The organism is Novosphingobium sp., from assembly GCF_965229225.1.
GTDB lineage: Bacteria > Pseudomonadota > Alphaproteobacteria > Sphingomonadales > Sphingomonadaceae > Novosphingobium.
Genome location: NZ_OZ245867.1, coordinates 3,819,786 through 3,843,146, shown reverse-complemented (window position 1 = coordinate 3,843,146; position 23,361 = coordinate 3,819,786). Strand labels below are relative to the sequence as shown.

The 23,361-nt window shown below is 63.2% G+C and carries 21 protein-coding genes, 1 tRNA gene and 1 pseudogene; 11 read left to right on the top strand and 12 right to left on the bottom strand.

The genetic code is table 11. The features are described 5' to 3' along the window. The first annotated feature begins 19 nt into the window (after positions 1–19). The 4 genes from ACO06X_RS18055 (at position 20) to ACO06X_RS18040 (ending at position 5,113) form a co-directional block, all read left to right on the top strand. Positions 20–1,633 carry an acyl-CoA synthetase gene (locus ACO06X_RS18055; protein ID WP_349022652.1) on the top strand — a complete coding sequence of 538 codons (1,614 nt, stop codon included), beginning with the start codon at positions 20–22 and terminating at the stop codon, positions 1,631–1,633. Further along, on the top strand, positions 1,630–3,237 hold the full coding sequence (locus tag ACO06X_RS18050; protein ID WP_421837543.1) for a flavin-containing monooxygenase: 1,608 nt from the start codon (positions 1,630–1,632) through the stop codon (positions 3,235–3,237). The genes ACO06X_RS18055 and ACO06X_RS18050 overlap by 4 nt, the downstream gene beginning before the upstream one ends. Before the next feature lie 17 nt (positions 3,238–3,254). Beyond that, complete coding sequence (locus ACO06X_RS18045) at positions 3,255–4,214, top strand: alpha/beta fold hydrolase (protein ID WP_421837542.1); 960 nt, start codon at positions 3,255–3,257, stop codon at positions 4,212–4,214. 113 nt (positions 4,215–4,327) lie between these two features. Then, the gene (locus ACO06X_RS18040; protein WP_349022649.1) at positions 4,328–5,113 is read left to right on the top strand and encodes a hypothetical protein; all 786 of its coding nucleotides are present in this window, start codon (positions 4,328–4,330) and stop codon (positions 5,111–5,113) included. A gap of 55 nt (positions 5,114–5,168) precedes the next feature. Here the strand turns inward: ACO06X_RS18040 and ACO06X_RS18035 are convergent, their stop codons facing one another. Continuing rightward, a complete protein-coding gene (locus tag ACO06X_RS18035) occupies positions 5,169–5,621 on the bottom strand; it encodes a MarR family winged helix-turn-helix transcriptional regulator (RefSeq protein ID WP_421837541.1) in 453 nt (150 codons plus the stop codon). A 74-nt stretch (positions 5,622–5,695) separates the two neighbouring features. On the opposite strand from ACO06X_RS18035, the gene ACO06X_RS18030 reads away from it, so the two are divergent. Genes ACO06X_RS18030 through ACO06X_RS18020 form a run of 3 tightly spaced genes read left to right on the top strand, consistent with a single transcriptional unit; the run spans position 5,696 to position 7,525 of the window. Continuing rightward, positions 5,696–6,577 (top strand): alpha/beta fold hydrolase, encoded by an 882-nt coding sequence (locus ACO06X_RS18030; RefSeq protein WP_421837540.1) that lies wholly within the window; start codon positions 5,696–5,698, stop codon positions 6,575–6,577. Next, positions 6,574–6,987, top strand: coding sequence for a hotdog fold thioesterase (locus tag ACO06X_RS18025; protein ID WP_349022646.1), 414 nt, complete (start codon positions 6,574–6,576; stop codon positions 6,985–6,987). Before ACO06X_RS18030 ends, ACO06X_RS18025 begins: the two co-directional genes overlap by 4 nt. A 7-nt stretch (positions 6,988–6,994) precedes the next feature. Continuing rightward, complete coding sequence (locus ACO06X_RS18020; RefSeq protein ID WP_421837539.1) at positions 6,995–7,525, top strand: TolC family protein; 531 nt, start codon at positions 6,995–6,997, stop codon at positions 7,523–7,525. A gap of 1 nt (position 7,526) precedes the next feature. Here the strand turns inward: ACO06X_RS18020 and istB are convergent, their stop codons facing one another. Both istB and istA read right to left on the bottom strand, forming a co-directional pair. Continuing rightward, positions 7,527–8,306, bottom strand: coding sequence for an IS21-like element helper ATPase IstB (gene istB / locus ACO06X_RS18015; protein WP_421839854.1), 780 nt, complete (start codon positions 8,304–8,306; stop codon positions 7,527–7,529). Then, complete coding sequence (istA, locus tag ACO06X_RS18010) at positions 8,296–9,822, bottom strand: IS21 family transposase (protein WP_421836316.1); 1,527 nt, start codon at positions 9,820–9,822, stop codon at positions 8,296–8,298. The genes istB and istA overlap by 11 nt, the downstream gene beginning before the upstream one ends. A gap of 191 nt (positions 9,823–10,013) precedes the next feature. Between istA and ACO06X_RS18005 the strand changes: the two genes are divergently transcribed. After that, the gene (locus ACO06X_RS18005) at positions 10,014–10,472 is read left to right on the top strand and encodes a hypothetical protein (RefSeq protein WP_421837538.1); all 459 of its coding nucleotides are present in this window, start codon (positions 10,014–10,016) and stop codon (positions 10,470–10,472) included. Between the two features lie 220 nt (positions 10,473–10,692). Here the strand turns inward: ACO06X_RS18005 and ACO06X_RS18000 are convergent. Then, positions 10,693–13,155, bottom strand: a pseudogene (locus tag ACO06X_RS18000) (strawberry notch-like NTP hydrolase domain-containing protein); the annotation flags it as partial. Positions 13,156–13,227: 72 nt separating this feature from the next. Next, entirely contained in the window at positions 13,228–14,124 is an 897-nt protein-coding gene (locus ACO06X_RS17995; protein ID WP_421837537.1) for a DUF7146 domain-containing protein, read from the bottom strand. 125 nt (positions 14,125–14,249) lie between these two features. Between ACO06X_RS17995 and ACO06X_RS17990 the strand changes: the two genes are divergently transcribed. Next, a complete protein-coding gene (locus ACO06X_RS17990) occupies positions 14,250–14,900 on the top strand; it encodes a lytic transglycosylase domain-containing protein (RefSeq protein ID WP_421837536.1) in 651 nt (216 codons plus the stop codon). A gap of 8 nt (positions 14,901–14,908) precedes the next feature. Further along, complete coding sequence (locus tag ACO06X_RS17985; protein WP_143146794.1) at positions 14,909–15,106, top strand: DUF5818 domain-containing protein; 198 nt, start codon at positions 14,909–14,911, stop codon at positions 15,104–15,106. Between the two features lie 9 nt (positions 15,107–15,115). Here the strand turns inward: ACO06X_RS17985 and ACO06X_RS17980 are convergent, their stop codons facing one another. The 7 genes from ACO06X_RS17980 to aspS form a co-directional block, all read right to left on the bottom strand. Further along, positions 15,116–16,369 carry a tyrosine-type recombinase/integrase gene (locus ACO06X_RS17980; protein WP_421837535.1) on the bottom strand — a complete coding sequence of 418 codons (1,254 nt, stop codon included), beginning with the start codon at positions 16,367–16,369 and terminating at the stop codon, positions 15,116–15,118. Between the two features lie 178 nt (positions 16,370–16,547). Further along, positions 16,548–16,624, bottom strand: a tRNA-Met gene (locus tag ACO06X_RS17975). 109 nt (positions 16,625–16,733) lie between these two features. Beyond that, the gene (locus tag ACO06X_RS17970; RefSeq protein WP_421837534.1) at positions 16,734–17,252 is read right to left on the bottom strand and encodes a 2'-5' RNA ligase family protein; all 519 of its coding nucleotides are present in this window, start codon (positions 17,250–17,252) and stop codon (positions 16,734–16,736) included. A 6-nt stretch (positions 17,253–17,258) separates the two neighbouring features. Then, positions 17,259–18,242 carry an endolytic transglycosylase MltG gene (gene mltG, locus ACO06X_RS17965; RefSeq protein ID WP_421837533.1) on the bottom strand — a complete coding sequence of 328 codons (984 nt, stop codon included), beginning with the start codon at positions 18,240–18,242 and terminating at the stop codon, positions 17,259–17,261. A gap of 26 nt (positions 18,243–18,268) precedes the next feature. Further along, entirely contained in the window at positions 18,269–19,525 is a 1,257-nt protein-coding gene (gene fabF / locus ACO06X_RS17960) for a beta-ketoacyl-ACP synthase II (RefSeq protein ID WP_421837532.1), read from the bottom strand. Between the two features lie 187 nt (positions 19,526–19,712). Further along, positions 19,713–19,949 carry an acyl carrier protein gene (locus ACO06X_RS17955; RefSeq protein WP_054121351.1) on the bottom strand — a complete coding sequence of 79 codons (237 nt, stop codon included), beginning with the start codon at positions 19,947–19,949 and terminating at the stop codon, positions 19,713–19,715. Positions 19,950–20,133: 184 nt separating this feature from the next. Beyond that, positions 20,134–21,915, bottom strand: a complete 1,782-nt coding sequence (gene aspS / locus ACO06X_RS17950) for an aspartate--tRNA ligase (protein ID WP_421837531.1) — start codon at positions 21,913–21,915, stop codon at positions 20,134–20,136. Positions 21,916–22,083: 168 nt separating this feature from the next. On the opposite strand from aspS, the gene rnd reads away from it, so the two are divergent. Next, the gene (gene rnd / locus ACO06X_RS17945; RefSeq protein WP_421837530.1) at positions 22,084–23,349 is read left to right on the top strand and encodes a ribonuclease D; all 1,266 of its coding nucleotides are present in this window, start codon (positions 22,084–22,086) and stop codon (positions 23,347–23,349) included. The last annotated feature ends 12 nt before the right edge of the window (positions 23,350–23,361 follow it).

Sequence of the window (23,361 nt, the reverse complement as noted above, 5' to 3'; positions counted from 1 at the left end):
CGGGTCGGGAGATAAGAAGATGACCGAGTGGAATTTCGGCGACATACTGGATGCGATCGAACCGGCGCTTCCTCTCGATGCCCCGGCGCTGATCCATGGGGACCGGCAGATCACCTGGTCGGAAATGGCCGCTCGGTCCAACAATCTTGCCCGCGCGCTGCGCGCCAGGGGAATCGAGCCAGGTGCCAAAGTGGCCTTCTATATGCGCAACCGACCGGAATACGGCGAGTCAATGGCCGCCTGCTTCAAGGCTCGGTTGACTCACGTCAATATCAACTACCGCTACAATCCGGACGAGGTGCTTTACATCTTCGAAGATTCCGATGCCGAGGCGATCATCTACAGTAGCGAATTCCGCGATTGCATTGTCGAATTAAAGGACCGGCTAGGCAAGGCCCGGATCTTTGTAGAAATAGGCGATCCGGGGGCGATCGCACCGTTTGCCGAACCTTACGAGACGCTGGCGGCGCAAGGCGACGGTTCGCCGCTGGGCATAGCCCGTTCGCCCGGCGACATGCTGTTCATCTACACCGGCGGCACCACCGGCATGCCCAAGGGGGTGATGTGGCGCCACGATAACCTGCGGCGGGCGCAACTCGATTCCGCTGGCTTGCTTGGTCCGGCGCCGCAGGACATGGACGAAACCGTCGAGATGATCCGCGCGGACGGACCGGGCCGGGTATTCCTTTCCGCCTGTCCGATGATGCATGGAACCGGTCTTCTCTCTGCCCTGGGCACGATGATGGGGGGAGGCTGCATCGTGACGCTCGATAGTCCGTCGTTCGACGCGGATGAGTTATGGCGCGCCGTCGAGAAACACCGGGTGCAGTCGATCGCGATCGTCGGCGATGCCTTCGCCAAGCCGATGCTCACCGCGCTCGACAACGCGCCGGGGCGTTACGACACCTCGAGTCTTATTTCGATCCTCTCGTCAGGGGTCATGTGGAGCCGAGAGGTCAAGGACGGGCTGATCCGGCACATTCCGCAGGTCGCGTTGATGGACGCCTTCGGCGCATCCGAGGGGCTTGGTTATGGCCTGTCGGTGGCCACCGCGCAGGGATCCGTCCAGACCGCCAAATTCATGATCGGCGAGCATTGCGACGTGTTCGACGAACAAGACACCAAGGTGGAAGCGGGCAGCGGCGTCGCCGGCTTCATCGCCCGCAAGGGCGCCATACCGATGGGCTATTACAAGGATCCGGAAAAGTCTGCGAAAACGTTCCGGACCATCGGCGGCGTGCGCTACTCGATCCCCGGCGACTGGTGCAGGGTGGAGGCTGACGGCAGCCTGACCCTGCTCGGCCGGGGCAGCGTTTGCATCAACACCGCCGGGGAAAAGGTCTATCCCGAAGAAGTCGAGGAAGCGCTCAAGACCCACCCGTCCGTGATAGATGCCCTGGTCGTGGGCGTGCCTGACGAAAAATGGGGCCAGGCCGTGACCGCAGTGGTTCGCCTGGAGGACGATGCCGCGCTCGACGAGGCCGGGCTCAAGGCCCATGTTCGCCAGCAGCTGGCCGGTTACAAGACCCCCAAGGCTGTCTATCGGGCCGGTATCGCGCTGCGCGCGTCGAACGGCAAGGCCGACTACGCCGCAGTAAGAGACTTCGCGATGCGCCAGGGCGGGGCGGCGTGAGCGGCGAAGCCAACAGTGACTGCGAGGCGCTGATCGTTGGCGCAGGCTTCAGCGGGGTCTATCTGCTTCACCGCCTGCGCGAGGCCGGCTTCGACGCCAGGCTGATCGATGCGGCCGAAGAGCCGGGCGGCATCTGGTACTGGAATTGCTACCCCGGCGCGCGCGTCGATTCGCAGGTGCCGCTGTACGAACTTTCGCTGCCAGAACTGTGGCGCGACTGGACCTGGAGCGAACGTTATCCCGGATGGCGCGAGCTGCGCGCCTATTTCCGCCATGTCTGCGACCGACTTGGACTCTGGCCCCATATGACCATGGGAACACGCATAGCGGGCGCTGAGTGGAATGAAGGCCAGCGCAAGTGGCGGGTCACGACCGGCGGAGGCGAAACGATCACGGCGCGCTACCTGCTGCCCTGTCTCGGGTTTGCCGCAAAGGCCTATGTGCCCGAAATCGCCGGACTGGAGACCTTTGCGGGCGAATGGCACCACACGGCCCACTGGCCGCAGCAAGGGCTGTCCATGGCCGGGCGCAAGGTGGCGATCATCGGCACGGGAGCCAGCGGTGTCCAGGTGGCGCAGGAAGCCGCAGCAGAAGCGGCCCAGGTCACCTTGCTACAGCGCACCCCGATTCTCGCGCTGCCGATGCGGCAGGAATCGCTGACTGCTGAGCAGCAGGAGCGGGAGAAAGCAGATTACCCGGCGATCTTTACCGCCCGTCTCCAGACTGCCGGCGGCTTCGATACGGGCAGGGTCGACGCCTCCGCGCTCGAAGTCGACGAGGAAGAACGGCACCACTTGTTCGAGAAGCAGTGGCAGGCCGGTGGTCTGCGTTTCTGGTACGCCAATTTCGCCGATCTGCTGACCGACGAGCGTGCCAACCGCCACGCCTACGATTTTTGGCGCGACAAAACCAGGGCGCGGATCGCCAATCCGGCCTTGCACGAGACGCTGGCACCTAGCGAGCCGCCGCACCCCTTCGGAACCAAGCGTCCCTCGCTCGAGCGGAACTATTACGAGATCTTCGCCCAGAAAAATGTCGCGCTGGTCGATCTCTCGCGCTCGCCGATTCAGCGGATCGTGCCCGAGGGGATCGAAACCGCCGATGGGTTGATCGAATGCGAGCTGATCGTGTTTGCCACCGGCTTCGACGCCGGACGCGGCGGGCTCACGCAAATCGAGATCAGGGGGCGGGACGGTCGCAGCCTGACCGCTGCCTGGCATGACGAAGTGACCGCCTATCTCGGCTATGCCGTGCACGGCTTTCCCAACATGGCCTATCTTTACGGACCGCTCAGTCCTTCAGGCTTTTCCAACGGTCCGACCGCGGCAGAAATCCAGGGTGATTGGGTCCGCGACCTTCTGGTGAAGCTGCGCGAAGACAACTTCACGCGTTTCGAGGCGGAAATAGACGCGGAGCGCGAATGGACCGAGAGCGTTGCTGCGATCGGGACTATGACGCTCTTTCCCCGGGCAAAGTCCTGGTACATGGGCGACAATATTCCGGGCAAACCGCGGCAGTTGCTCAATTATCCCAGCGTAGTTGGCTTCGCGACGATCTCTAACGAAGTGGCAGCGGACTGGTACCGCGGCTTCACGCTGGCATGAACGGGGGACTACGACTGATGAACGTGACCACATCCGACATCACGCCGGAATGGGCGCCTGACCCGTCCGTCCTGCCGGGCTGGTTTGCTGAGGCCCTGGCTGTTCCGCGCGAGGAAGGCATCGTAACCGTTGATGGCGTGCGCATGCATTACTTCCGTTGGGGCAATCCGGCCGCGCCGCCGGTGCTGATGACCCATGGCTTCCTTTCGCACGCCCGCTGCTTCGCCTTTGTCGCCCCGTTTCTCGCCCGCGATTACCACGTGGTCGCTTATGACCTTTCCGGCATGGGCGACAGTGATGTGCGCGCGGACTGCGACATGGCGGCGCGCGGCCGCGAGATGATCGGGGTTGCCGAAGCCTTGGGCCTTCTCGGCCATGCCCGCAAACCCATCGTGGCCGCCCACAGTTTCGGCTCGGCAGTGGCGCTGGAGGCTCTCGAACTTGCCCCGGCCACTTTTGGCGGAGCCGTGATCTGCGACATGATGGTGCTCCGCCCGTCGGAGCTGGAAAAGTATAAGAGCAATGGCCGTACCAGCCCCGGCTCGGGCGATCCCAACCGGCCCCATCGCCGCTATCCCGACTACCCGAATGCCCGCGCACGGTATGTGTTGTCCCCGCCTCAGCCGGTGGGGGAACCGTTTCTGATGGATTACATGGCTTATCATGCGCTGCGCCGCGAAGGGATCAACTGGACCTGGAAGTTCTCACCCGCAGTATTCAAGCGCGACAATTCACAACGCTTGTGGCTTGAGATTGGCCCGCGCCTGATCGCCGCAACCGGTCGGAAGGCGATTATCCATGGCGAGAAGAGCGAGCTCTTTACGCGGGATTCACGCCAGTACCTGCGTGAACTGGGAGGGGAGGACATCCCGATCATCGCGGTTCCCGAAGCGCGACATCATTTGATGCTCGACCAGCCCCTGGCCTTCACCGCTGCCTTGCGCGCTGTCATCGAAGACTGGTCCACAGGTGACTGATTGAAGACGGTGCTGATGAAAAATGTACCTTCGAGAAGGATCCGCAGAACGGCATCAACGGAATTGTGAGCGCGCCAAAGGGTGTCGATGCAGCTAAAGCCAGGGAGACAGACATGACCAATGCACCTCAGATTCCCGAGCCGAAGCCCGCAGCGACGGTGCTTCTGGTACGTGATCAGCCCGAATTCCAGGTCCTGATGGTCAAGCGCCACCACCAGATCGACTTTGCGTCCGGCGCCCTGGTTTTCCCCGGGGGAAAGACGCATGGCGGCGACACCGACGAGCGCTGGGCCGAGCATGCAATTGGATGGGACGAACTGGATCCGGTGCAGCGAACTTTGCGGATCGGGGCGATCCGCGAGGCGTTCGAGGAAACCGGTATTCTGTTGGCGCAGACCGCCCAAGGCACACCTTTCGAGGACCCGTGCGACGCGTCGGTGAGAAGCGCCGTCGATGCTGGCAAGGTCGCTTTCATCGATGTCATTCGCGAACTGGGTGTCCACCTCAGGCTGGACGAGCTCGCCATCTTCGCTCGGTGGATTACCCCAACCATGATGCCCAAGCGGTTCGACACCTGGTTCTACGCCATGAGCGCTCCACCGGGACAAGTCGCGGCGTGTGATGGGCGCGAGACCGTCGATGCGGAATGGATCTCGCCGTCCGAGGCGATCCGATTGGCGGCTGTGGGCGAACGTACCATCATCTTTCCCACCTTGATGAACCTGAGGCTGCTCGCCGAGGCGGAAAGCGCGCAAGATTGCCTTTCCCGCGCAAGGCAACGCAGGCTGGTAACGGTGCTACCCGAGGTCTCGATCGAGAATGGCGAGCGTGTTCTGGTGATACCGCCCGACGCAGGCTATGGCTCCGTTTCGCAGCCGCTGAGGACGCTCGGCGCCTGATTCAAAGAACTACGCTGTTGACCTTCGAGCTCCGTCGGGGCCCGGCTTCCTGGCTTCAATCTTCAAGGTTCGAGGACATGATCGCGAGCATGTCCTTGACGATGTCCGCCTCTTCTTCGGAAATCCCGGTCAGGACCCGTTCGTAGATCCTGTCGGCTGCCGTGCGCAGCGAAGGGAGAATTTTGATCGCCTTGGGAAGCAGGTGCAGCGCCCAGATTCTGCGGTTGCCTTCGGCGGAGCGGCGCTCGACGAAGGCGGCTTTTTCCAGCTGGTCGATCACGTGCCCGACACTGGCTCGTTCCATTTCGAGGTGCTTAGCCAGTTCGGTCTGGGTGAGGCCGGGGGTCCGGTAGATATATCCAAGCGCGCGCCACTGGGTGCGGGACAGGCCGAATTTGACTGTACTTGCGTCGAAGAGCTTTCGCAGCTTGCGCGGCACCTCCTCGAGCAAGAAAACGAGATCGTCTGCCTCGGTGAGATAACCCTTGCCTGGCGCTGTATTTCCCATGGAAACGACAGCTAACGCATCTGGCGATGCATGAAAAGTCTTTACTGTAAAAAGTATTACAGTAAGAGATAAGCATGTTTTCTGATCTGACACTTGTTGGCCACTGTGGGCACAGAATCGCTGCCAGCGCCGAAGGTCCTGACGGGGGAACGCCGGTCTTGCTGGCGCACGGTGGTGGCCAGACGCGATGGGCATGGAAGAGGATTGCGAATCTCCTGGCGGAAAACGGGTTTCGGGCGATTGCCCTCGACCTGCGCGGCCATGGCGATAGTGCATGGGCCCCAGACGGGGCATATGCGATTGCCGACTTTGCTGGCGATTTGGCTGCCATTGCCAGCGCAATGGATCGCAAGCCTGCATTGGTTGGTGCTTCGCTGGGCGGCCTTGCGGGGATCCTGGCCGAAGGCGAACTCGGCCCGAACCTATTTGCATCGCTAACTTTGGTCGATGTCACCCCGCAACTGGATGCTGGCGGTGTCGCGCGCGTGATAGGCTTTATGGCAACCCATGCTGGCGAGGGGTTCGCCTCACCTGACGAAGCGGCGCGCGTGATTTCCGAATATCTTCCCAATCGTCCAAGCCGTAGCGCTTCGCCCGGCTTGGCGCGTTACCTGCGGCAAAAGGCGGATGGTCGCTATTACTGGCACTGGGATCCTGCATTTGTGACTGGGGTCATGCGCCAGGACGAAGATCAAAGCGAGGATCGTGGCTATGGCAGGGTAGAACTCAGCGAAGCTGCGCGAAGGCTGACCCTTCCTGTTCATCTTGTCCGCGGTGGATCGAGCGATCTCGTCTCGCCGGAGACCGTGGCCCATTTCCGCGAGTTGGTTCCCCATGCAGAATACAGCGATATTGTTGATGCAACGCATATGGTCGTCGGCGACCAAAACGACCTCTTTGGCGAAACAGTCGTGGATTTCCTGATCCGCACCCATGCTCGAAAGGGGGGAGAATGACCCACAAGCCATCGTTTCCACAACTGGAGGCCTTGCGCGAATTGCTGCTGGTCGCCCCGTTCCATCGCTGGCTCGGGCTGGATATTGTCGCAGTGACCGCTGACGAGTTGATCCTCGAAATGCCGTGGCGGGATGAAATCGTCTCCAACCCGATGATCGGATCGGCGCACGGCGGTATCCTCTCCGCCCTGATCGATCTTACTGGACTCTATGCGATCAATGCGCTGGGCGGCTCGGCACGCGCCACCGCCGACATGCGCGTCGATTTTCACCGCCCGGCGACCACGGGTCCGCTCCGTGCAATTGGCCGGGTGGTCAAGCTCGGCAAGCAGTTGAGCGTCGCAGAGACCCGGATCGAGGACACGGATGGGCGGTTGCTCGCCAGCGGCAGGGGGGCCTATGTCGCCTAACCGCCGATTGCTCCTGCCGGCCTCGGCGATCCTGGCGCTCGCCGGCTGCGTTCCGGTGCCAAAATCCGGCATCAAGCCTGTTATGCAGACCGCCGACAGCATCGGGTCGTCGCAGACCCTTGCTGCGCGGGGTGACGCTGTCTGGCCACCGGATCAGTGGTGGCGGCTTGCCGGCGATCCGCAACTGACGGCGCTGATCGAGGAAGGGCTGGCGAACTCCCCGCAGGTCGCCGTGGCCATGGCCCGGATCAGACGCGCCGAGGCCGAAGCACAGCGCGTCGGCGCGGGCCGGCTGCCCTCCATCGGTGTGGACGGCGAGGCCGGTGTCCGGCGGCAGAGCGGTAACACGGGTATTCCCGCCGAGTTCCTCCCCGATGGCTGGAAGGATTACGGTCAAGTCTCGCTGACTTTCGGCTTCGATCCCGATTTGTGGGGGCGCAATCGCGCCGCCCATTGTAGATTTGCGTTGAGAATTGACCCGGGATTTTCATCGAGAATTGACCCGGGTGGAAGTTATGTCCCGCTGTACGGGACGTAGGTCAAGCCGGTGATTTTTCCTTTCTGGATTTGGGGACAGCGGAACTGGCCCTGAAGCGGAAGCTGTCATTTCCTGTTTCGAGGATGTGGCAGTGGTGGGTGAGCCTATCGAGTAGTGCGGTGGTCATCTTGGCATCGCCGAATACCTGGGCCCATTCGCTGAAGCTGAGATTGGTGGTGATGACGACGCTGGTGCGCTCGTAGAGTTTGCTGAGCAGATGGAACAGCAGTGCACCGCCTGATGGACTGAACGGAAGGTAGCCCAGCTCGTCGAGGATGATGAGGTCGAGGCGCAGCAGGCGCTCGGCAAGCTGGCCCGCCTTGTTCATGGCCTTTTCCTGCTCGAGGGCATTGACCAGATCGACTGTGGCAAAGAACCGGACCTTCTTGCGATGATGCTCGGTCGCCTGGACGCCGAGCGCGGTCGCGATGTGACTCTTGCCGGTGCCGGGCCCGCCTATCAGAACGACATTATCGGCACCATCGATGAACTCGCCGCGGTGGAGTTGCCGGACCAGTGCTTCGTTGACCTCGCTGGCGGCAAAGTCGAACCCGGCCAGATCCTTGTAGGCGGGGAACCGGGCTGCCTTGATTTGGTAGGCGATCGAGCGAACCTCGCGTTCGGCCATCTCGGCCTTGAGCAACTGGGAGACGATCGGCACGGCCGCGTCGAAGGCCGGCGCGCCTTGCTCGATAAGGTCGCCGACCGCCTGGGCCATGCCGTACATCTTCAGCGCCTTGAGCATGACAACAACAGCGGCGCTGGCAGGATCATGACGCATGACGCAGCCCTCCATCGCGTAGGGCATCATAGCGCCCGACATTGGCCAGAGGCTCCTGAGCAAGGCGCAGCGCCTGAGGCGCATCTATCGGGGATGCTGGAGGTGCCTTCCCGTCGGTCAGGCGGTGGAGAAGGTTGAGGACGTGGGTCTTGGTGGCAACGCCCGCCTCAAGCGCCAGTTCGACTGCGCAAAGCACCGCCTGCTCGTCATGCTGCAGCACCAGCGCCAGGATCTCGGCCATCTCCCGATCGCCGCCGGGGCGGCGCAGGAGCTGGCTTTGCAGCTGCCTGAAGGCCTCGGGCATCTCGGCGAACGGTGCGCCATTGCGCAGCGCTCCCGGCTTGCGCTGGATCACCGCCAGATAGTGCCTCCAGTCATAGACCGTCCGCCCGCCAGTGTGGTGGGACCGGTCGATGATCCGGGAATGCTCGCACAGGATCTGACCCTCGGCGGCCACGACGATCCGCTCGGGATAAATCCTGACGCTGACCGGCCGGTTGGCGAACGAGGCGGGCACGCTGTAGCGATTGCGCTCAAAGTGCACGAGGCAGATCGGCGATACCCGCTTGGTGTGCTCGACAAATCCGTCAAAGGGCCGCCCCAGCGGCATCAGGCTGTCCACCTCCGCGGCATGAACGTCGGCCACGGTGCCGGGCAAGCCGCCATGCTGGATCTCGCCCCATTGCGTGATGCACTGTTCCTCGAGCCAGGCATTGAGCGCATCGATATCCGGGAAGCTCGGCAGCTGCTGCCACAATCGGCGACGCGCATCCTGCACGTTCTTCTCGACCTGTCCCTTCTCCCACCCCGAGGCTGGGTTGCAGAACTCGGGCTCGAACAGGTAATGGCTGGCCATTGCGGCAAAGCGGGCGTTGACCTGTCGCGCCTTGCCGACACCAATCCGGTCGACTGCAGTCTTCATGTTGTCGAAGATCCCGCGCTGGGGAACGCCGCCAAGCACACGGAACGCTTGGGTCAGCGCGTCGAACAACATCTCGTGGGTCTGCAGCTGATAAGCCCGAACGATGAACGCCTTGCTGTGCGAGAGCTTGGTGTGGGCGGCCTGCAGCTTGACCCGCTCACCACCAAGCACCGCCCAGTCCTCGCTCCAGTCGAACTGGAAGGCTTCACCAGCCTCGAACACCAACGGCACGAACGTGCCGCGCCCGCTGGTCTGGGCATCACGCTGCCGGTCCGCCTTCCAGCCCCGCACAAACGTCGCCACCCGGCCGTAGGATCCTTCATATCCCAAAGCGACGAGGTCGGCGTGCATCTGCTTGGCCGTGCGCTTCTGCTTGCGCGACTTGCCTGCCTCGATCCGCAGCCAACCCGACAGCTTCTCGGCGAACGGGTCCAGCTTGCTCGGCCGCTCGGGAACCTTGAACTTGGGTTCAACTGTCCCGGCACGAAGGTACTTGCGGATCGTGTTGCGCGACAAACCTGTGCGTCGCTCGATCTCCCGGATCGGCATCTCATCACGAAAGTGCCAGCGCCGGATAACGCTCAATAAAGCCATGTCGATCACTCCAATGTCCCCCGACCAGGCAGCCAGGGGGAAGGTCAGAACATGGGTCACTTCTCAGTGGAAATTATGCCCCTCCCGGGTCAATTCTCAGCGCAAATCTACAGCCGAGCACATCGCCGCCGCCGCTTCGCCCCCGATGGGACTAGCTTGCCTCGCTTGCGCCAGACCGGACAGCGACAATCATGCACCGCGTACTGGCCGATAATCTTGTCGTCGACATCATCCCAGCGTCGTCTGGATATGCGGAGCCACGCGGCAAAGTGCTCAGCCTCCGATCTGTAGCTTTGCGACACTCCCGGAGCGAGTTGGAGGTCGTCGATGTTATCCGAATAGTCGGCGAAATGGCGCCCCAGCTCGTCGATCCCGTCAGCGACAACGATGTAACCCTGATCTTCAAGAAACCGAATGAAACGCCGGACGCGCGCTGCAAGATCGGCTTTGTAGTCAGGTTCTTGTGCCGAGTAGCCTGCGCATCGGCATCGATGCTTCTCAAAACGGCGGGCAACAGCATCGTCGATCTCCCCGACTATAATCCCCCTCAGCTCCAGCCAGTGCAGGAAATGACGGACCGCTGCACCGTACAGGACTGCACTGGCCGCTCCTTCGTCCACGGACAGAGAGGAGAGGAATGCGGTGAATAGTGTGTCGGGACTGGGCGGATCCTCGACCCTGCTCGGCGCAGGCCGAAACGAACAAAATGATCTTCTTGGCATCGTGGTTCCTTCGACTTGTTGGGGTCGAAGAACCTGTAATTATCTGGAGTGAAATCATGACAAAGCGACGCAAATCCGAGCCTCCTGCCGCTCCGCTCGAGATAATGGCGGACTGCAAAGAAGCGATCTAATGCTGAGGTCCGCATTAAATCGCCTCGCGCGGGCTGAGATCGATCTCGAGCGCCTCGCGTTCCTCATCGGTGAGGTCGGCAAGGCGGCGGTCCAGCATGGCCTCGGCGGTTGAGACAAGCTGGACCACGACGGCATTGCCCTCGGCGATGGCGGTATCGATGGCCGGCAGCAGGCTCGGGAGCTTCATCGACAGGAGGAGCTGCGCGAAGAAGCGCTGCTTCGTGCCCTCGAAAACCGAGAGCGCCGCGGACTTGGCGCCGCTGTTGAGCGTGCCGCCAGTTTCCCCATCGACGATACGAGTGGCTTCGAGGGCGTAACGTAGATTGGCGTGGATGATCGCCCAGGCTTCCGCATAAGCGTCATAGACTGCGATCTGGTCAGCACTCAGGGCGTGTTCGAGGATCTCGTACTCGACCCCCGCAAACGATAGGGCCCGCGCGGTGTAGAGCCCAAGCGCCTTGAGGTCGCGGGCGACGAGTTCCATCGCGGCGATGCCTCCCGCCCGGATGTCGGTCACGAACCCCTCGCGTGTTGCAAAGGCCGTTTCGGGACCCCAGAGGCCAAGCCGGGTTGCGTAGGCCAGATTGTTGACGTCCGAGGCGCCGGTCGCAGAGGCGTAGAGGACACGGGCGCGCGGCAGCAGGTTCTGCAGGCGCACACCGGCCACGCCTTGCTCCGAGCCTTTGACTTTGCCGCGCGAACCTTCACCGCCGGCGGCGTTGGCCATGGCATGGGCTTCGTCGAAAACGATCACGCCGTCGAAGTCTTCGCCTGCCCAGGCGAGGAGCTGATCGAGCCGCGTGGTATCAGCCCTTCCCGACCGCAGAGTCGGATAGGTCACGAAGAGGATGCCCTCCTGCATTGTGACCGGGCTGCCGAGCTTCCAGGTCGCGAGCGGCTGGATGTCGATGGGCAGGCCGCCAAGCGCGGACCAGTCGCGCCGTGCATCCTCGACCAGCGCTTCGTTCTTCGAGATCCAGATGTGCCGGCGAAAGCCCTGCACCCAGCGATCCAGAATGACGCTCGCAACCTGGCGGCCCTTGCCGGCCCCAGTGCCATCACCGAGGAAGTAGCCCATGCGATAGGATTTGCCGTCCGCGCTAGGCTTGAGGAGGCAGCCCTTGTCCTCGGGCTCGAATTGGCCGGGCAGGTCTCGGGCATGGGCACTCACCGCGTAGATCAGGGTCTCGATCTGGGCGGCCGAGAGCAGACCTTTAGCAATCACGTGACCGGGAAGCTTTGGCACTGCAGTTGGCACCGGCGCGGTGATCGAGCCCATGGCGACGGATTCCACAAGCGGTGTCGGGTGCTCAGCGGCGCCGGCGATGGCAATCCGGCTCGGGCGATAGGGCAGATAGTGGCCGACCTGCTCAGGCGTCGCAGCCGGCACTTCGAGCGCAGAGAACGCGACAGGCACCGCTCCGCCAGACGATACCGTCCGGGGCGATGGCACAGGGACAGGGCGCGCCGACGGGCGCAGCAGCGGCAGGACGTTGATCGTCCGTCGCGGCGCGGACGATCCGATTGCGATAGCGGCACGCGGCGGCACTGCATCAACGAGCGCGCACTGTTCGCTGAAGTCCGAAGTCCGGCAGGTGAGAGTCTGACAGTTACAGTCGACCTTGTCGATCACCAGCAGCCGCGTCGTGATCGACGTCCCATGCGCCACAAAGCCGCGCTCGATTGCGAGATCAAGACGCAGGGTTGCCGGACCTGCAATTCGACCAAGAAATCTGGGGAGGTCGAACCACTCCGGCAGGATTGCCGTAAGCCGTCCGCCAGCCACGAGCCGGTTCCACGCCGAGCGGAGGTGGCGCAGGGCAGTCTTGCCATCGCGGCCGCGCTCGGCGCTCCAGGAATAAGGCGGGTTCATGAGGACGACGCTGGGCCGCACGGACGCGGGGAGAAGCTCATCAATGAGTTCCCCGTCGTGACTGGTTATCGCTGCATCGGGGAACAGGTGCACGAGACACTCCCGGCGGAGCCCAGAGATCTCGTTCAGCGCGAGGCCGCTACCCGTTTTCGCTGCCCAGACTGCGAGCATGCCCGTCCCTGCCGAGGGCTCCAGAACAAGGTCGCCGCTCGCTGGCGCAGATGCGCGCGCCGCCAGCCAAGCGAGGCGCGGCGGGGTCGCGAACTGCTGCAGTTCGATCTGCTCGTCGCTGCGAACGGTCTGGCGCGGAATGAGGTTGTCGAACTGATCAAACTGCAATGCCGCGTCCGTTGGACTGGAGCTGAGCGCAATCGCCGCCGTTCCCTGTAACCAAATTACCTGCGCCAGTTCGAGCGCAGCATGGGCGTCACGTACTGACCAGCGGCCTTCAGCGTCGGTGCCGCCGAACTGGGCGGTCAGTTCGGTGTTGAGGATCGAGCGCGAGATTGGCTCTGACCGGTTGGCCCGGGCCGCAAGTGCCCGCGCAACCGAGAGGACCGCAGGCTCACAGGACAGCGGCAAGGCAAGAGTGGGGAGAGTGGACATGGAAAACCTCCTGACGACACCCGCGCCATGCGGGTCTCGAAAGGCTCAACGCTCCCTCCCCTCTCCTGTGGATCAGGCCGTGACAGGCTGCCGGGCCCGCAGGACATCGTTGAAGTCGGCACCTGGCTGCTCGGGACGGTGTGTCACGATCACGCGCCCTTCCCGCGCGTACGCAGCCCGGGCACGGCGTTCCGCCTGTTCGCCGGCAGCGTCGTGATCGATGAAGAGGTGCAGCTCGTTCACGCTCTCAGGGATCGAGACCAGCCCATAGCGCTCGGTGCCGAGCGTTGCCCAGCACGGGATGCCGAATAGCTCCCGTGCGGAAAGGGCCGTCTCGATCCCTTCGGCCAGACCGAGCTTGCCGCCGCGAGGTCCGTGGAGGCGCACCGCACCCCGGCCGAGCGCGCCAAGCGCACGCTTCGGGCAGTCGAACCGGGCAACCGTAAAGGTCTTGAACTCCAGAAAGGTGCGATGGAGCGCGATGACCCCGAGGTCGCTGCGAACAGCAGCCAACAACGCCGGAAGGAACCTCACTGCGCCCTTGGGCCCAAGCGGTGTGCGCGGATGATAGCGCAGATCGGGAGATCCCACAGAGATGCCGCGACCTGCAAGATATCGCTCGGCCGGGCTGTCCACGAGGCACGTCGCATCCCGCCAAAGCCGCTGGATGCTCTCGGTCGGAACAGCTTCCGGCGGAGCGGTCCGAACCACCTCCGCTCGCCCATCAAACAGGGCTGAAGGCTTCACGCCGCGCTGGGCAAGCGCAGCCAGCACGGCGTCATTGGTGCACCCGGCAAAGCAGTGGAACAGTATCGCACGCGATCCCAGCGTCACGCTGAGCGACGGCGTGCGGTCATCATGCGCCGGACATCGGCACATGCCGCGGCAGCGCGACCAGGTGCCGCCAAGATCGGCAACGATCTGGCGGGCACGGACTTCAAGGCGATCAGTAACGGGGGCATTGGGCATCGGGCATCTCCATCAAGGATGCCACCGCCTGCGCAGCCTCCGCTCTGCGCCCATTCGAAACGCGCTTTATCGCGCGTAGTGTTCTATATATGTTCTCATCCGAGTCGGCTAGAGGAACGTTCGAGATGACCAGACTATCAGGGTGTGTCTTGCCATCGGCGCTGGCACTAGCCTCGACGAGCACTGCATGGGCTGCCGAAGCTCCACGCGCGATGCAGGCCCAGACTGCCAATCCTGCTGCAGGCGTAACGACTCAAACTGGACAAGGCGGGTTTGCGCTTGTGACGTTCGGTGCTTGGCCAAATCAGGAACTGAATCCGCGTCGAAGTCCATCACTCCCAGTGACCGTTCGCCCTCTTCGTGCGGTGGCGGGTGGCGATAGGCCTGGGAGTTTCAGAAGGGCTATCTACCTCCCCCATGTAGCCGCAGCGGAACGACAGTACGCGCTGCCTCCCGGACTACTCGACGCTTTGATCTGGACCGAGTCACGGTACAATCCGTTGGCGCTGAGCAGGGCAGGTGCGGCTGGCCTTGGCCAGTTGATGCCTGGAACAGCTCAGGCCCTCGGAATTGGCAATCGCTATGATCCGCTTACCAACATCACCGGGGCTGCGCGCTATCTCAGGACACTGCTTGACCGCTTTGGCATGGTGCATCTTGCCATAGCTGCCTATAACGCAGGACCGGGCACGGTCGAGCGTGCTTGGCGAGTACCGCTAAACGGCGAAACGCCGGGCTATGTGCGGGATGTTCTGCGCAATTGGCGCTCAGAATGAGGGTATCAGTGAGTACAGAACGCCAGCGGATTGCTGGAACTTTGGATCGTGCCAAGCGCGGACTGATCCTCACAACCGATCAGCACGAGATCTGGGTGATTGAGGCTGAAGACAACGTTGACTCCCTCCTTGGCTCCAAGGTGATCGTCGACGGAGTGATAACTGGCATTGACCGGGTGCGCGCAGACTGGATCGGGCCACTTTGACCAAGGCGGTTACGCGGCGCGCTTGCGGCCACGCTTGATGTCGACGACCGTTCCGCCGATCAAGAAGTCCGCCCAGTCCTGCATCATGCGTCGGCGTGGTGTGAGATACTCTGCGGCGTTGTAGGCGCTGCGAACCTCGTCCTTGTCCGAGTGGGCAAGTTGCATCTCGACCCAATCCTCATGATATCGCCGGATCCAGATCGCTGGCTTGCCGAATTCTACCAGTTGTTCGTTTGCCCAGGTGCTAGCCAGCCCTCGAAAGCCGTGGACCGTCTGACGACTATGATAGCCGAGCCGGTAAAGAGCGTAGATCATGGTGTTTTCGGACAGCGGCTTGTTCGGGTGAATGCCCGGAAAGATGTAATCGCCGGTCGATGAGGCAATCATCTTTTTGGCAATCGCAGTGGCTTGAGCGGAAAGCGGCACAAGATGCTCGCGCCCCATCTTCATCCTGTTTGCAGGAATGCGCCAAATGGGCTCGGTCGTATTCAGCCCCTCAAACTCAGACTTGACGGCGAATCGGAGTTCCTTGGTTCTCACCCAAGTCAGCAGAGCAAACATGACCGCATCGCGCGTGATCGCCGAGCGTCGCTCGCCCTCCTCCTGATAGCCACGCAGCTTTTCGAGAAATGCCGGGAGCTCGCTCAGCGGCAGGCGGCTCATGTGCTGAACGCGGGGCCGAGGCTTCAAGGCCCCGCGAAGGTGCGTCGTCGGATCATTGGCAGCCAGACCACATGCTATTGCGAACTGGAAAACCTGGCCGACACCCTGCTTGGCGCGGCGGCTTATGTCGAGCGCACCGCGTTTTTCGATCTCCCGGATCATGGCGAGCACGTCGGGGGCAGTGATCTCGTGGATGGGCTTGTTGCCGAGGGCAGGAAAGACGTCCCGTTCCAACCGGGACCAGACGCGCTCGGCATGAGCCGGATTGAGCGCAGACTTGCGGTTGTCGTGCCAACGCTTCGCGACCGCCTCGAACGTTTCCAATTCTTCTCGCTGGCTCTGACCCTTCGATTGCATGGGGTCCTGACCTTGAATGAGCAGCGCTTTGGCCTCGGCTCGCTTTTCTCTGGCAGCCGAAATGCCCACCGCCGGATAGGCACCGAACGAAAGCAGCTTCTCCTTGCCCGAATGGCGGTACTTCATCCGCCACAGCTTCGTTCCGTTTGGCTGTACGAGCAGGAACAAACCTTCACTGTCTGAAAGCTTGTAAGCCCGTTCGCGTGGCTTCGCATTCTTGGCCTGAGTCTCTGTGAGAGGCATTGGGGGTATCGCTCCTTTCCGACACTCCGCGAAAGTACCCCCAAAATACCCCCACACCAAATCTGGCTGCACGTGGAAGGCCAAGGGCACATGCGGACGCGAATCACCCGCAACCCTCTGCTTTTCTGGCGATTTTTGGAAAAATCCGGACCTCCGTGGAGGTCTCCGGAAACAGGAATGGTAGCGGAGGAGGGACTCGAACCCCCGACACGCGGATTATGATTCCGCTGCTCTAACCGGCTGAGCTACTCCGCCCCGAAGGGTTCTGGCCCTGCGGCGGACACATCCGGCGGCAGGGCAGGCGGGCCTATTAGGCAAGGCTGCCTGCGGGGTCAACAGGGGAATCGGCCTTGTGGCACATGGCTTAACGCCGGACGTGCCCACGGAAGGGCCAGCGGCCCGCCGGCTGCCATGGACCGCCGAGGTAGCGGTGGAGCGCAAGCGCGGCGAAGGCAAATCGCTCCGGCTGCACGGCGGGGGCAAGGGCTGCCTGCAGGGCTTTTGCCTCTGCCCGCAGTACCTTGTTCTGAACGGTGACATGGAGACGCGGCACGCCCTCGTCCTGCAGCGTGAGCATGCCGTGGAAATGCTCGGCGATCATTGCCCGCAGGTCGAGCAGCGAGCGGCTTTCGATCGCAAGCGCGGTGCCGGTGCCAAGATCCATCAGGCCGGTCATCTGCGCGGGCGGCGGTGGTAGTTCGGCGGCGAGCGCGGCCAGCAGGCGCCGCGCTTCGTCCTCAACGAAGGGCGGCAATGCGCGCAGCAAGGTTACGTGCGCCGGCACCAGGTTGCGGTCTGCGGGATAGTGCGCACGGCGCAGGGCATCGGCGCGGGACTGGAGCGCGGCCGGCAGCTCGGCCGTCACCACCAGCGGGGCCTGCACGGCCGCCTAGAGCTCCCCACGCGCGCGGCGAATCGCGAACCAGCGGGCAACGTTGGCGTTGTGCTCTTGCAGGGTGGCGGCAAAGACGTGCCCGCCCTTGCCATCAGCGACCATGAACAGCGCGTTGGTCTTGGCCGGATGCAGCACCGCCTCGATCGAGGCCTTGCCCGGATTGGTGATCGGCGCCTTGGGCAGGCCAACCATCGTGTAAGTGTTGTAGGAATTGACCGCCTGAATTTCAGACTGGCGGATGCGCCGCCCCAGCGGCTTGCCGCGCGTGATCGGATAGATGATCGTGGGATCGGCCTGGAGCATCATTCCCTGCCGGATCCGGTTGGAGTAAAGCCCAGCGACCATGCGCCGCTCCGAAGGCTTGCCGGTCTCCTTCTCGACAATCGAGGCCAGAACAACGGCTTCTTCAGGGCTGCGCGCGACAGTATCGGGCGCGCGGTCTGCCCAGAGCTTGGCCAGCGTGCGGGCCATCGCCTGCTGCATCCGGGTCACGACCGCCGTGCGGCTCTCCCCGCGCTGGAACGCGTAGGTATCGGGCAGGACAGACCCTTCCGCAAGCGTCGGCACCGGCCCCGTCAGCAGGGTGACCTTGGCGACGCGTTCCTCCACCATGATCGAGGGCATGCCTTCGGGAACGGTGACCATGCGGCGAACTTCGCCGCCCACGCCCTGGAGGATCGCCAGAACGGCCGAGCCGCTGGCATGCGCCGGAATGGCGTACTCACCCGCCTTGAGCGGCTCGCTGCCGCCCAGCAGGCGCGCGCGGACACGGAACGTATCCGCCGATGCGACGATGCCTTCCGTTTCCAGCTTCTCCGCGACGCCGGCGAGCGTCGCGCCCTCTGGCACGGAGAAGGTTGCGTCCTTGACCAGCGGGCCGCTGCCAAACCAGCCGTAGAGGAAATGGACGCCAAAGGCGCCCATCACCAGCAGCACGGCCAGCGCGATGATCCTGAGGCGGCCTGCTGCCTTGGGCATCGAACGCCGCCTCCCCCGTCTCCGGCTCAGATCGCCTTCACGATCACGCTGGCGTTGGTGCCACCAAATCCGAACGAGTTGTTGAGCGCAGCGCGCACGACACGCTTCTTCGCAACTTTGGGTACGAGATCGACACCTTCGCAGCCCTCATCCGGGTCATCCAGATTGAGCGTGGGCGGCACGATCTGATCGCGGATTGCGAGCACGCAGAACACCGCCTCGACCGCGCCGGCACCGCCGAGCAGGTGGCCGATGGCGGACTTGGTGCTGCTCATCGAAGCGCCAGACAGATCGGCCCCGAGCACCCGCTTGACTGCCGCCAGTTCGATCGTGTCAGCCATGGTCGAGGTGCCATGGGCATTGACGTAATCGATGTCGCCCGGCTCCATCCCGGCCTTGCGCAAGGCCATGCGCATGGCGAGTTCGGCGCCCTTGCCTTCGGGATGCGGCGCGGTGACGTGGTAGGCATCGCCCGAGAGGCCGTAGCCGACGACTTCGGCGTAGATCTTCGCACCGCGTGCCTTGGCGTGCTCGTATTCCTCGAGCACGATGACACCAGCGCCCTCGCCCATCACAAATCCATCGCGGCCCTTGTCATAGGGACGGCTCGCCTGTTCGGGACGGTCGTTGAAGCTGCAGTTGAGCGCGCGTGCCTGGGCAAAGCCGGCCACGCCGAGCGGGTTGATCGTGCTTTCCGAACCGCCCGCGAGCATGATGTCAGCGTCATCATCGCGGATCATGCGCGCGGCATCGCCGATCGAGTGCGCGCCGGTCGAGCAGGCGGTGACGACGGCGTGGTTGGGGCCCATCAGGCCATACTTGATCGAGACCTGGCCCGAGATGAGGTTGATCAGGCGGCCGTGCACGAAGTGCGGGCTCACGCGGCCCGGACCCTTTTCATGCAGGACGATCGATTCGCTCTCGATGCCCGGCAAGCCTCCGATGCCCGAACCGATCGAGCAGCCGGTGCGCATCTTGAGCTCATCGTCCATGTCGGTCAGCCCGGCGTCTTCAAGCGCCTGCCCCGCAGCATCGATCCCGTAGACGATAAACGGATCGACTTGTCGCACCACCTTGAAATCGACGCGCTTGCTCGGATCGAAACCCCACGGGTGATCGGCGGGCTTGACCTCGCACGCGATCGTGCACTTTTGCCCGGCGGTATCGAAGCGGGTGATCTGCCCCGCGCCCGATTTCCCGGCGATCAGATTGGCCCAGACGGTTTCGACATCGGCCCCCAGCGGGGTGACGAGGCCAAGTCCGGTGATGACGACACGACGCATTGTTATCTCCGAAACGTCTGCTCTCGATGCGGCAGACGGACCTTTAAGCACAACAGGCCCAGACCCTTGCGGGGCCGAGCCTGTCGAAGCCCCGACGGATCAAGGCCGGGGGACGACCGCCGTTCCCGCCATGCCACCAAACGCGGTCAAGACGGGAAGGTACGGACGGGTTGGCAATCCGAAAGGATCAGCCCTTGTTGTCGTCGATGTACTTGATCGCGTCCGACACGGTGGCGATCTTCTCGGCCGCGTCATCGGGGATCTCGACACCAAACTCTTCTTCGAACGCCATGACCAGCTCAACGATATCGAGGCTGTCGGCACCGAGATCGTCGATGAAGCTCGCGTCTTCGGTGACCTTGTCGGCCTCTACCCCGAGGTGCTCGACAACGATCTTCTTCACGCGGTCGGCAGTATCGCTCATTCTTTTGCCCCTTCAAGGAACTGGGTTGGTATACTCAAATCTGGCCATCGCCCTAATGTCCGGATTGCGGGCTGGCAAGTGTTGCGATGTGGACGAATTGTGCGAGATGCGTGACGAGCGGTGAAAGAAGCGGCAAGACGGGCGGCCTGACCGGCGGTTTGCGCGCCCTCCCTGCCTAATCCGCTCACCCCTTCGAGGGTTCCACCGTTCGCAGATGCAATTCGCGCAGCTGCGTGTTGATCGCCGGCGAAGGCGCACCCATCAACAAGTCCTCGGCACGCTGGTTCATCGGGAACAGCGTAATCTCGCGCAGATTCTGCGCGCCGCAGACCAGCATGACAATGCGATCCACGCCCGCCGCCATGCCGCCGTGCGGCGGCGCGCCATACTGGAAGGCACGATAGAGCCCGCCAAAGCGCTCCTCAACGTCTGCCTTGGACAGGCCGACGAGCTCGAACGCCTTGACCATGAGTTCGGGCGACTGGTTGCGGATCGAGCCCGAGGCGATTTCATAGCCGTTGCAGACCAGATCGTACTGGAAAGCCTTGATCGTCAGCGGATCCTGGCTTTCCAGCGCAGCCATGCCGCCCTGCGGCATCGAGAACGGGTTGTGCGCGAACTCGACCTTCTTGGCGTCCTCGTCCCATTCGTAGAACGGAAAATCGACGATCCAGCACAGCTCGAAGCGGTCCTTGTCGATGAGGCCAAGCTGCTCGGCGACGCGGGTGCGTGCAGCACCGGCCAGCTTGGCGGCCTGCTCGGGCTTGCCGGCGGCAAAGAACAAGCCGTCGTCCGGGCCAAGGCCCAGCGCCGCATAGAGCGCTTCCATGCCCTTGGTGCCATGGTTCTTGGCAATCGGGCCGCCGAATTCGCCGCCCTTGCGCGTCACGTAGCCAAGCCCGGCATGGCCTTCGCTGCGTGCCCACTCGTTCATGTCATCGAAGAACTTGCGGCTCTTGTCCGCAGTGCCCGGCGCGGGGATCGCGCGCACAGTACCGCCGCCTGCCACGATCTTCTCGAACAGGCCGAAGCCCGAGGTGGTGAAGTGGCTGGCGACATCGGTGATGATCAGCGGATTGCGCAAGTCCGGCTTGTCCGAGCCGTACTTCAGCATGGCCTCATCATAGGCGATGCGCGGGAAGCTGCCCGAAGGCGTCACCGGCTTGCCGTTCGCAAACGTCTCGAAAACGCCGCCGATCACCGGCTCCATCGTCTCCCACACTTCTTCCTGGGTGACGAAGCTCATCTCGAGATCGAGCTGGTAGAATTCGCCCGGCAGACGGTCGGCGCGCGGGTCCTCGTCGCGGAAGCAGGGGGCGATCTGGAAATAGCGGTCGAAGCCCGCCACCATCAGCAGCTGCTTGTACTGCTGCGGTGCCTGCGGCAGCGCATAGAACTTGCCCGCGTGGATGCGGCTCGGCACGAGGAAGTCGCGCGCGCCTTCGGGGCTGGAGGCGGTGAGGATGGGCGTCGAGAATTCGGTGAAGCCGGCGGTTTCCATGCGTGCACGCATGTCGCGGATCACCTTGGTGCGCGTCATGATGTTGGCATGCAGCGTCTCGCGGCGCAGATCGAGGAAGCGGTAGCGCAGGCGGATATCCTCGGGATACTCCTGCTCACCGGCCACCGGCATGGGCAGCTCTTCCGCCGCCGAAAGCACCGTGGCGGCGCGGGCATAGACTTCGATCTCACCCGTCGCGAGCGCGGCGTTCACGGTGCCGGCGCTGCGAGCCTTGACCTCGCCCTCAATCGTGACGACGCTCTCGACGCGCAGGCCTTCGAGCACGGCAAGCGCCGCACTGTCGCTGTCCGCCACGATCTGGGTGATGCCGTAGTGGTCGCGCAGGTCCACGAACAGCACGCCGCCGTGGTCGCGCTTGCGGTGCACCCAGCCCGAAAGGCGCACGTTCTGCCCGACATCCGTCTTCGCGAGCGCGCCGCAGGTGTGGGAACGATAAGGATGCATGAGGCTAGGTTCCAATTTGGCTGGCAAACCGGCCAGCATTCGGGCAGTGATGGCCAGCGGCCAAGAGGCGATGGCTGCGGATTTGTCAAGCCGCAGGCCCCGGACGGGGTCACCACCAGCACCGGTCAGGCATGAGGGTCTGGCCTGGCGCGCAAATAGAAAAGCACGATGAAGATACACCCGCTGATCACGACGACTCCGGCCCTTGCCGATCTGTGCGAGCGTCTCTCCAAGGCCGATTTCATCACGGTCGATACCGAGTTCATGCGCGAGAACACCTATTGGCCGGAACTGTGCCTGGTGCAGATCGCCGACGACAAGGAAGCCGCCGCGATCGATCCGCTGGCGTCCGGACTCGATCTCGCCCCGCTGCTTGAGCTGCTGGTCGATAACGAGGACGTGCTCAAGGTCTTCCACGCCGGCGGACAGGATGTGGAGATCATCTACAACCTTTCAGGCAAGACCCCGCACCCCATCTTCGATACCCAGATCGCGATGATGGCGATCAGCCAGTCCGAACAGATCGGCTATTCGAACCTCGTCGAAAGCTGGCTGGGCTTCACGGTCGACAAGGGCGCGCGCTTCACCGATTGGTCGCGCCGTCCGCTGACCGAACGGCAGATCGAATATGCCATCGGCGACGTGACGCATCTTTCCAAGATTTTCCCGCGCATGCTCAAGCGGCTGATCAAGACCGGGCGCGGCGAATGGCTCGATGCCGAGATGGAAAAACTCGCCGATCCCGAGAACTACCGCTCCGATCCTCAAGTGGTTTGGCAGAAGATCCGCGCCCCAAGTCGCAACCCGGCGGTGCTGGGACGGCTCAAGGCCATCGCCGCCTGGCGCGAGACCGAGGCGATGGACAAGAACATCCCGCGCGGGCGGATCATGCGCGACGAGACTCTGGCCGATATCGCCAGCCATCCGCCACGCGAACAGCACGAACTCGCCAAAGTGCGGGGGCTTTCCGCCGGGTGGAAGGACAACGACATCGGCCGCCGCCTGATGCAGGCGATCGCGGATGCGACGCCGATGAGCGACACCGAGCTGCCCCCACGTGCGCCCCGAGGCGCGCCGCTGGGCAAGGAAGGCGCGCTGGTCGCCGATCTGCTCAAGCTACTGCTCAAGATCCGCAGCCGCGAGATTGATATCGCAGCCAGATTGCTGGCCCGCAGCGATGATCTGGAGGCCCTCGCCGCCGGTCAGCGCAAGGGTCTGCCGATCCTCGAAGGCTGGCGCTTCGAGCAGTTCGGGCGGGATGCGCTGGAACTGGTCGAAGGCAAGCTCGCCTTCGCTGTCGTGAACGGCCGGCTCAAGATGGCGCATATCGACGCGATTGCGGGCAGCGCGGACGAGGCGCCCTTGCCCGACGTGGTGGAGGACGATGGCTTCAGCCCACCAGACGCCGGTGACGACATTGACGGGTCCGACTGAGCCGCAGCCGCG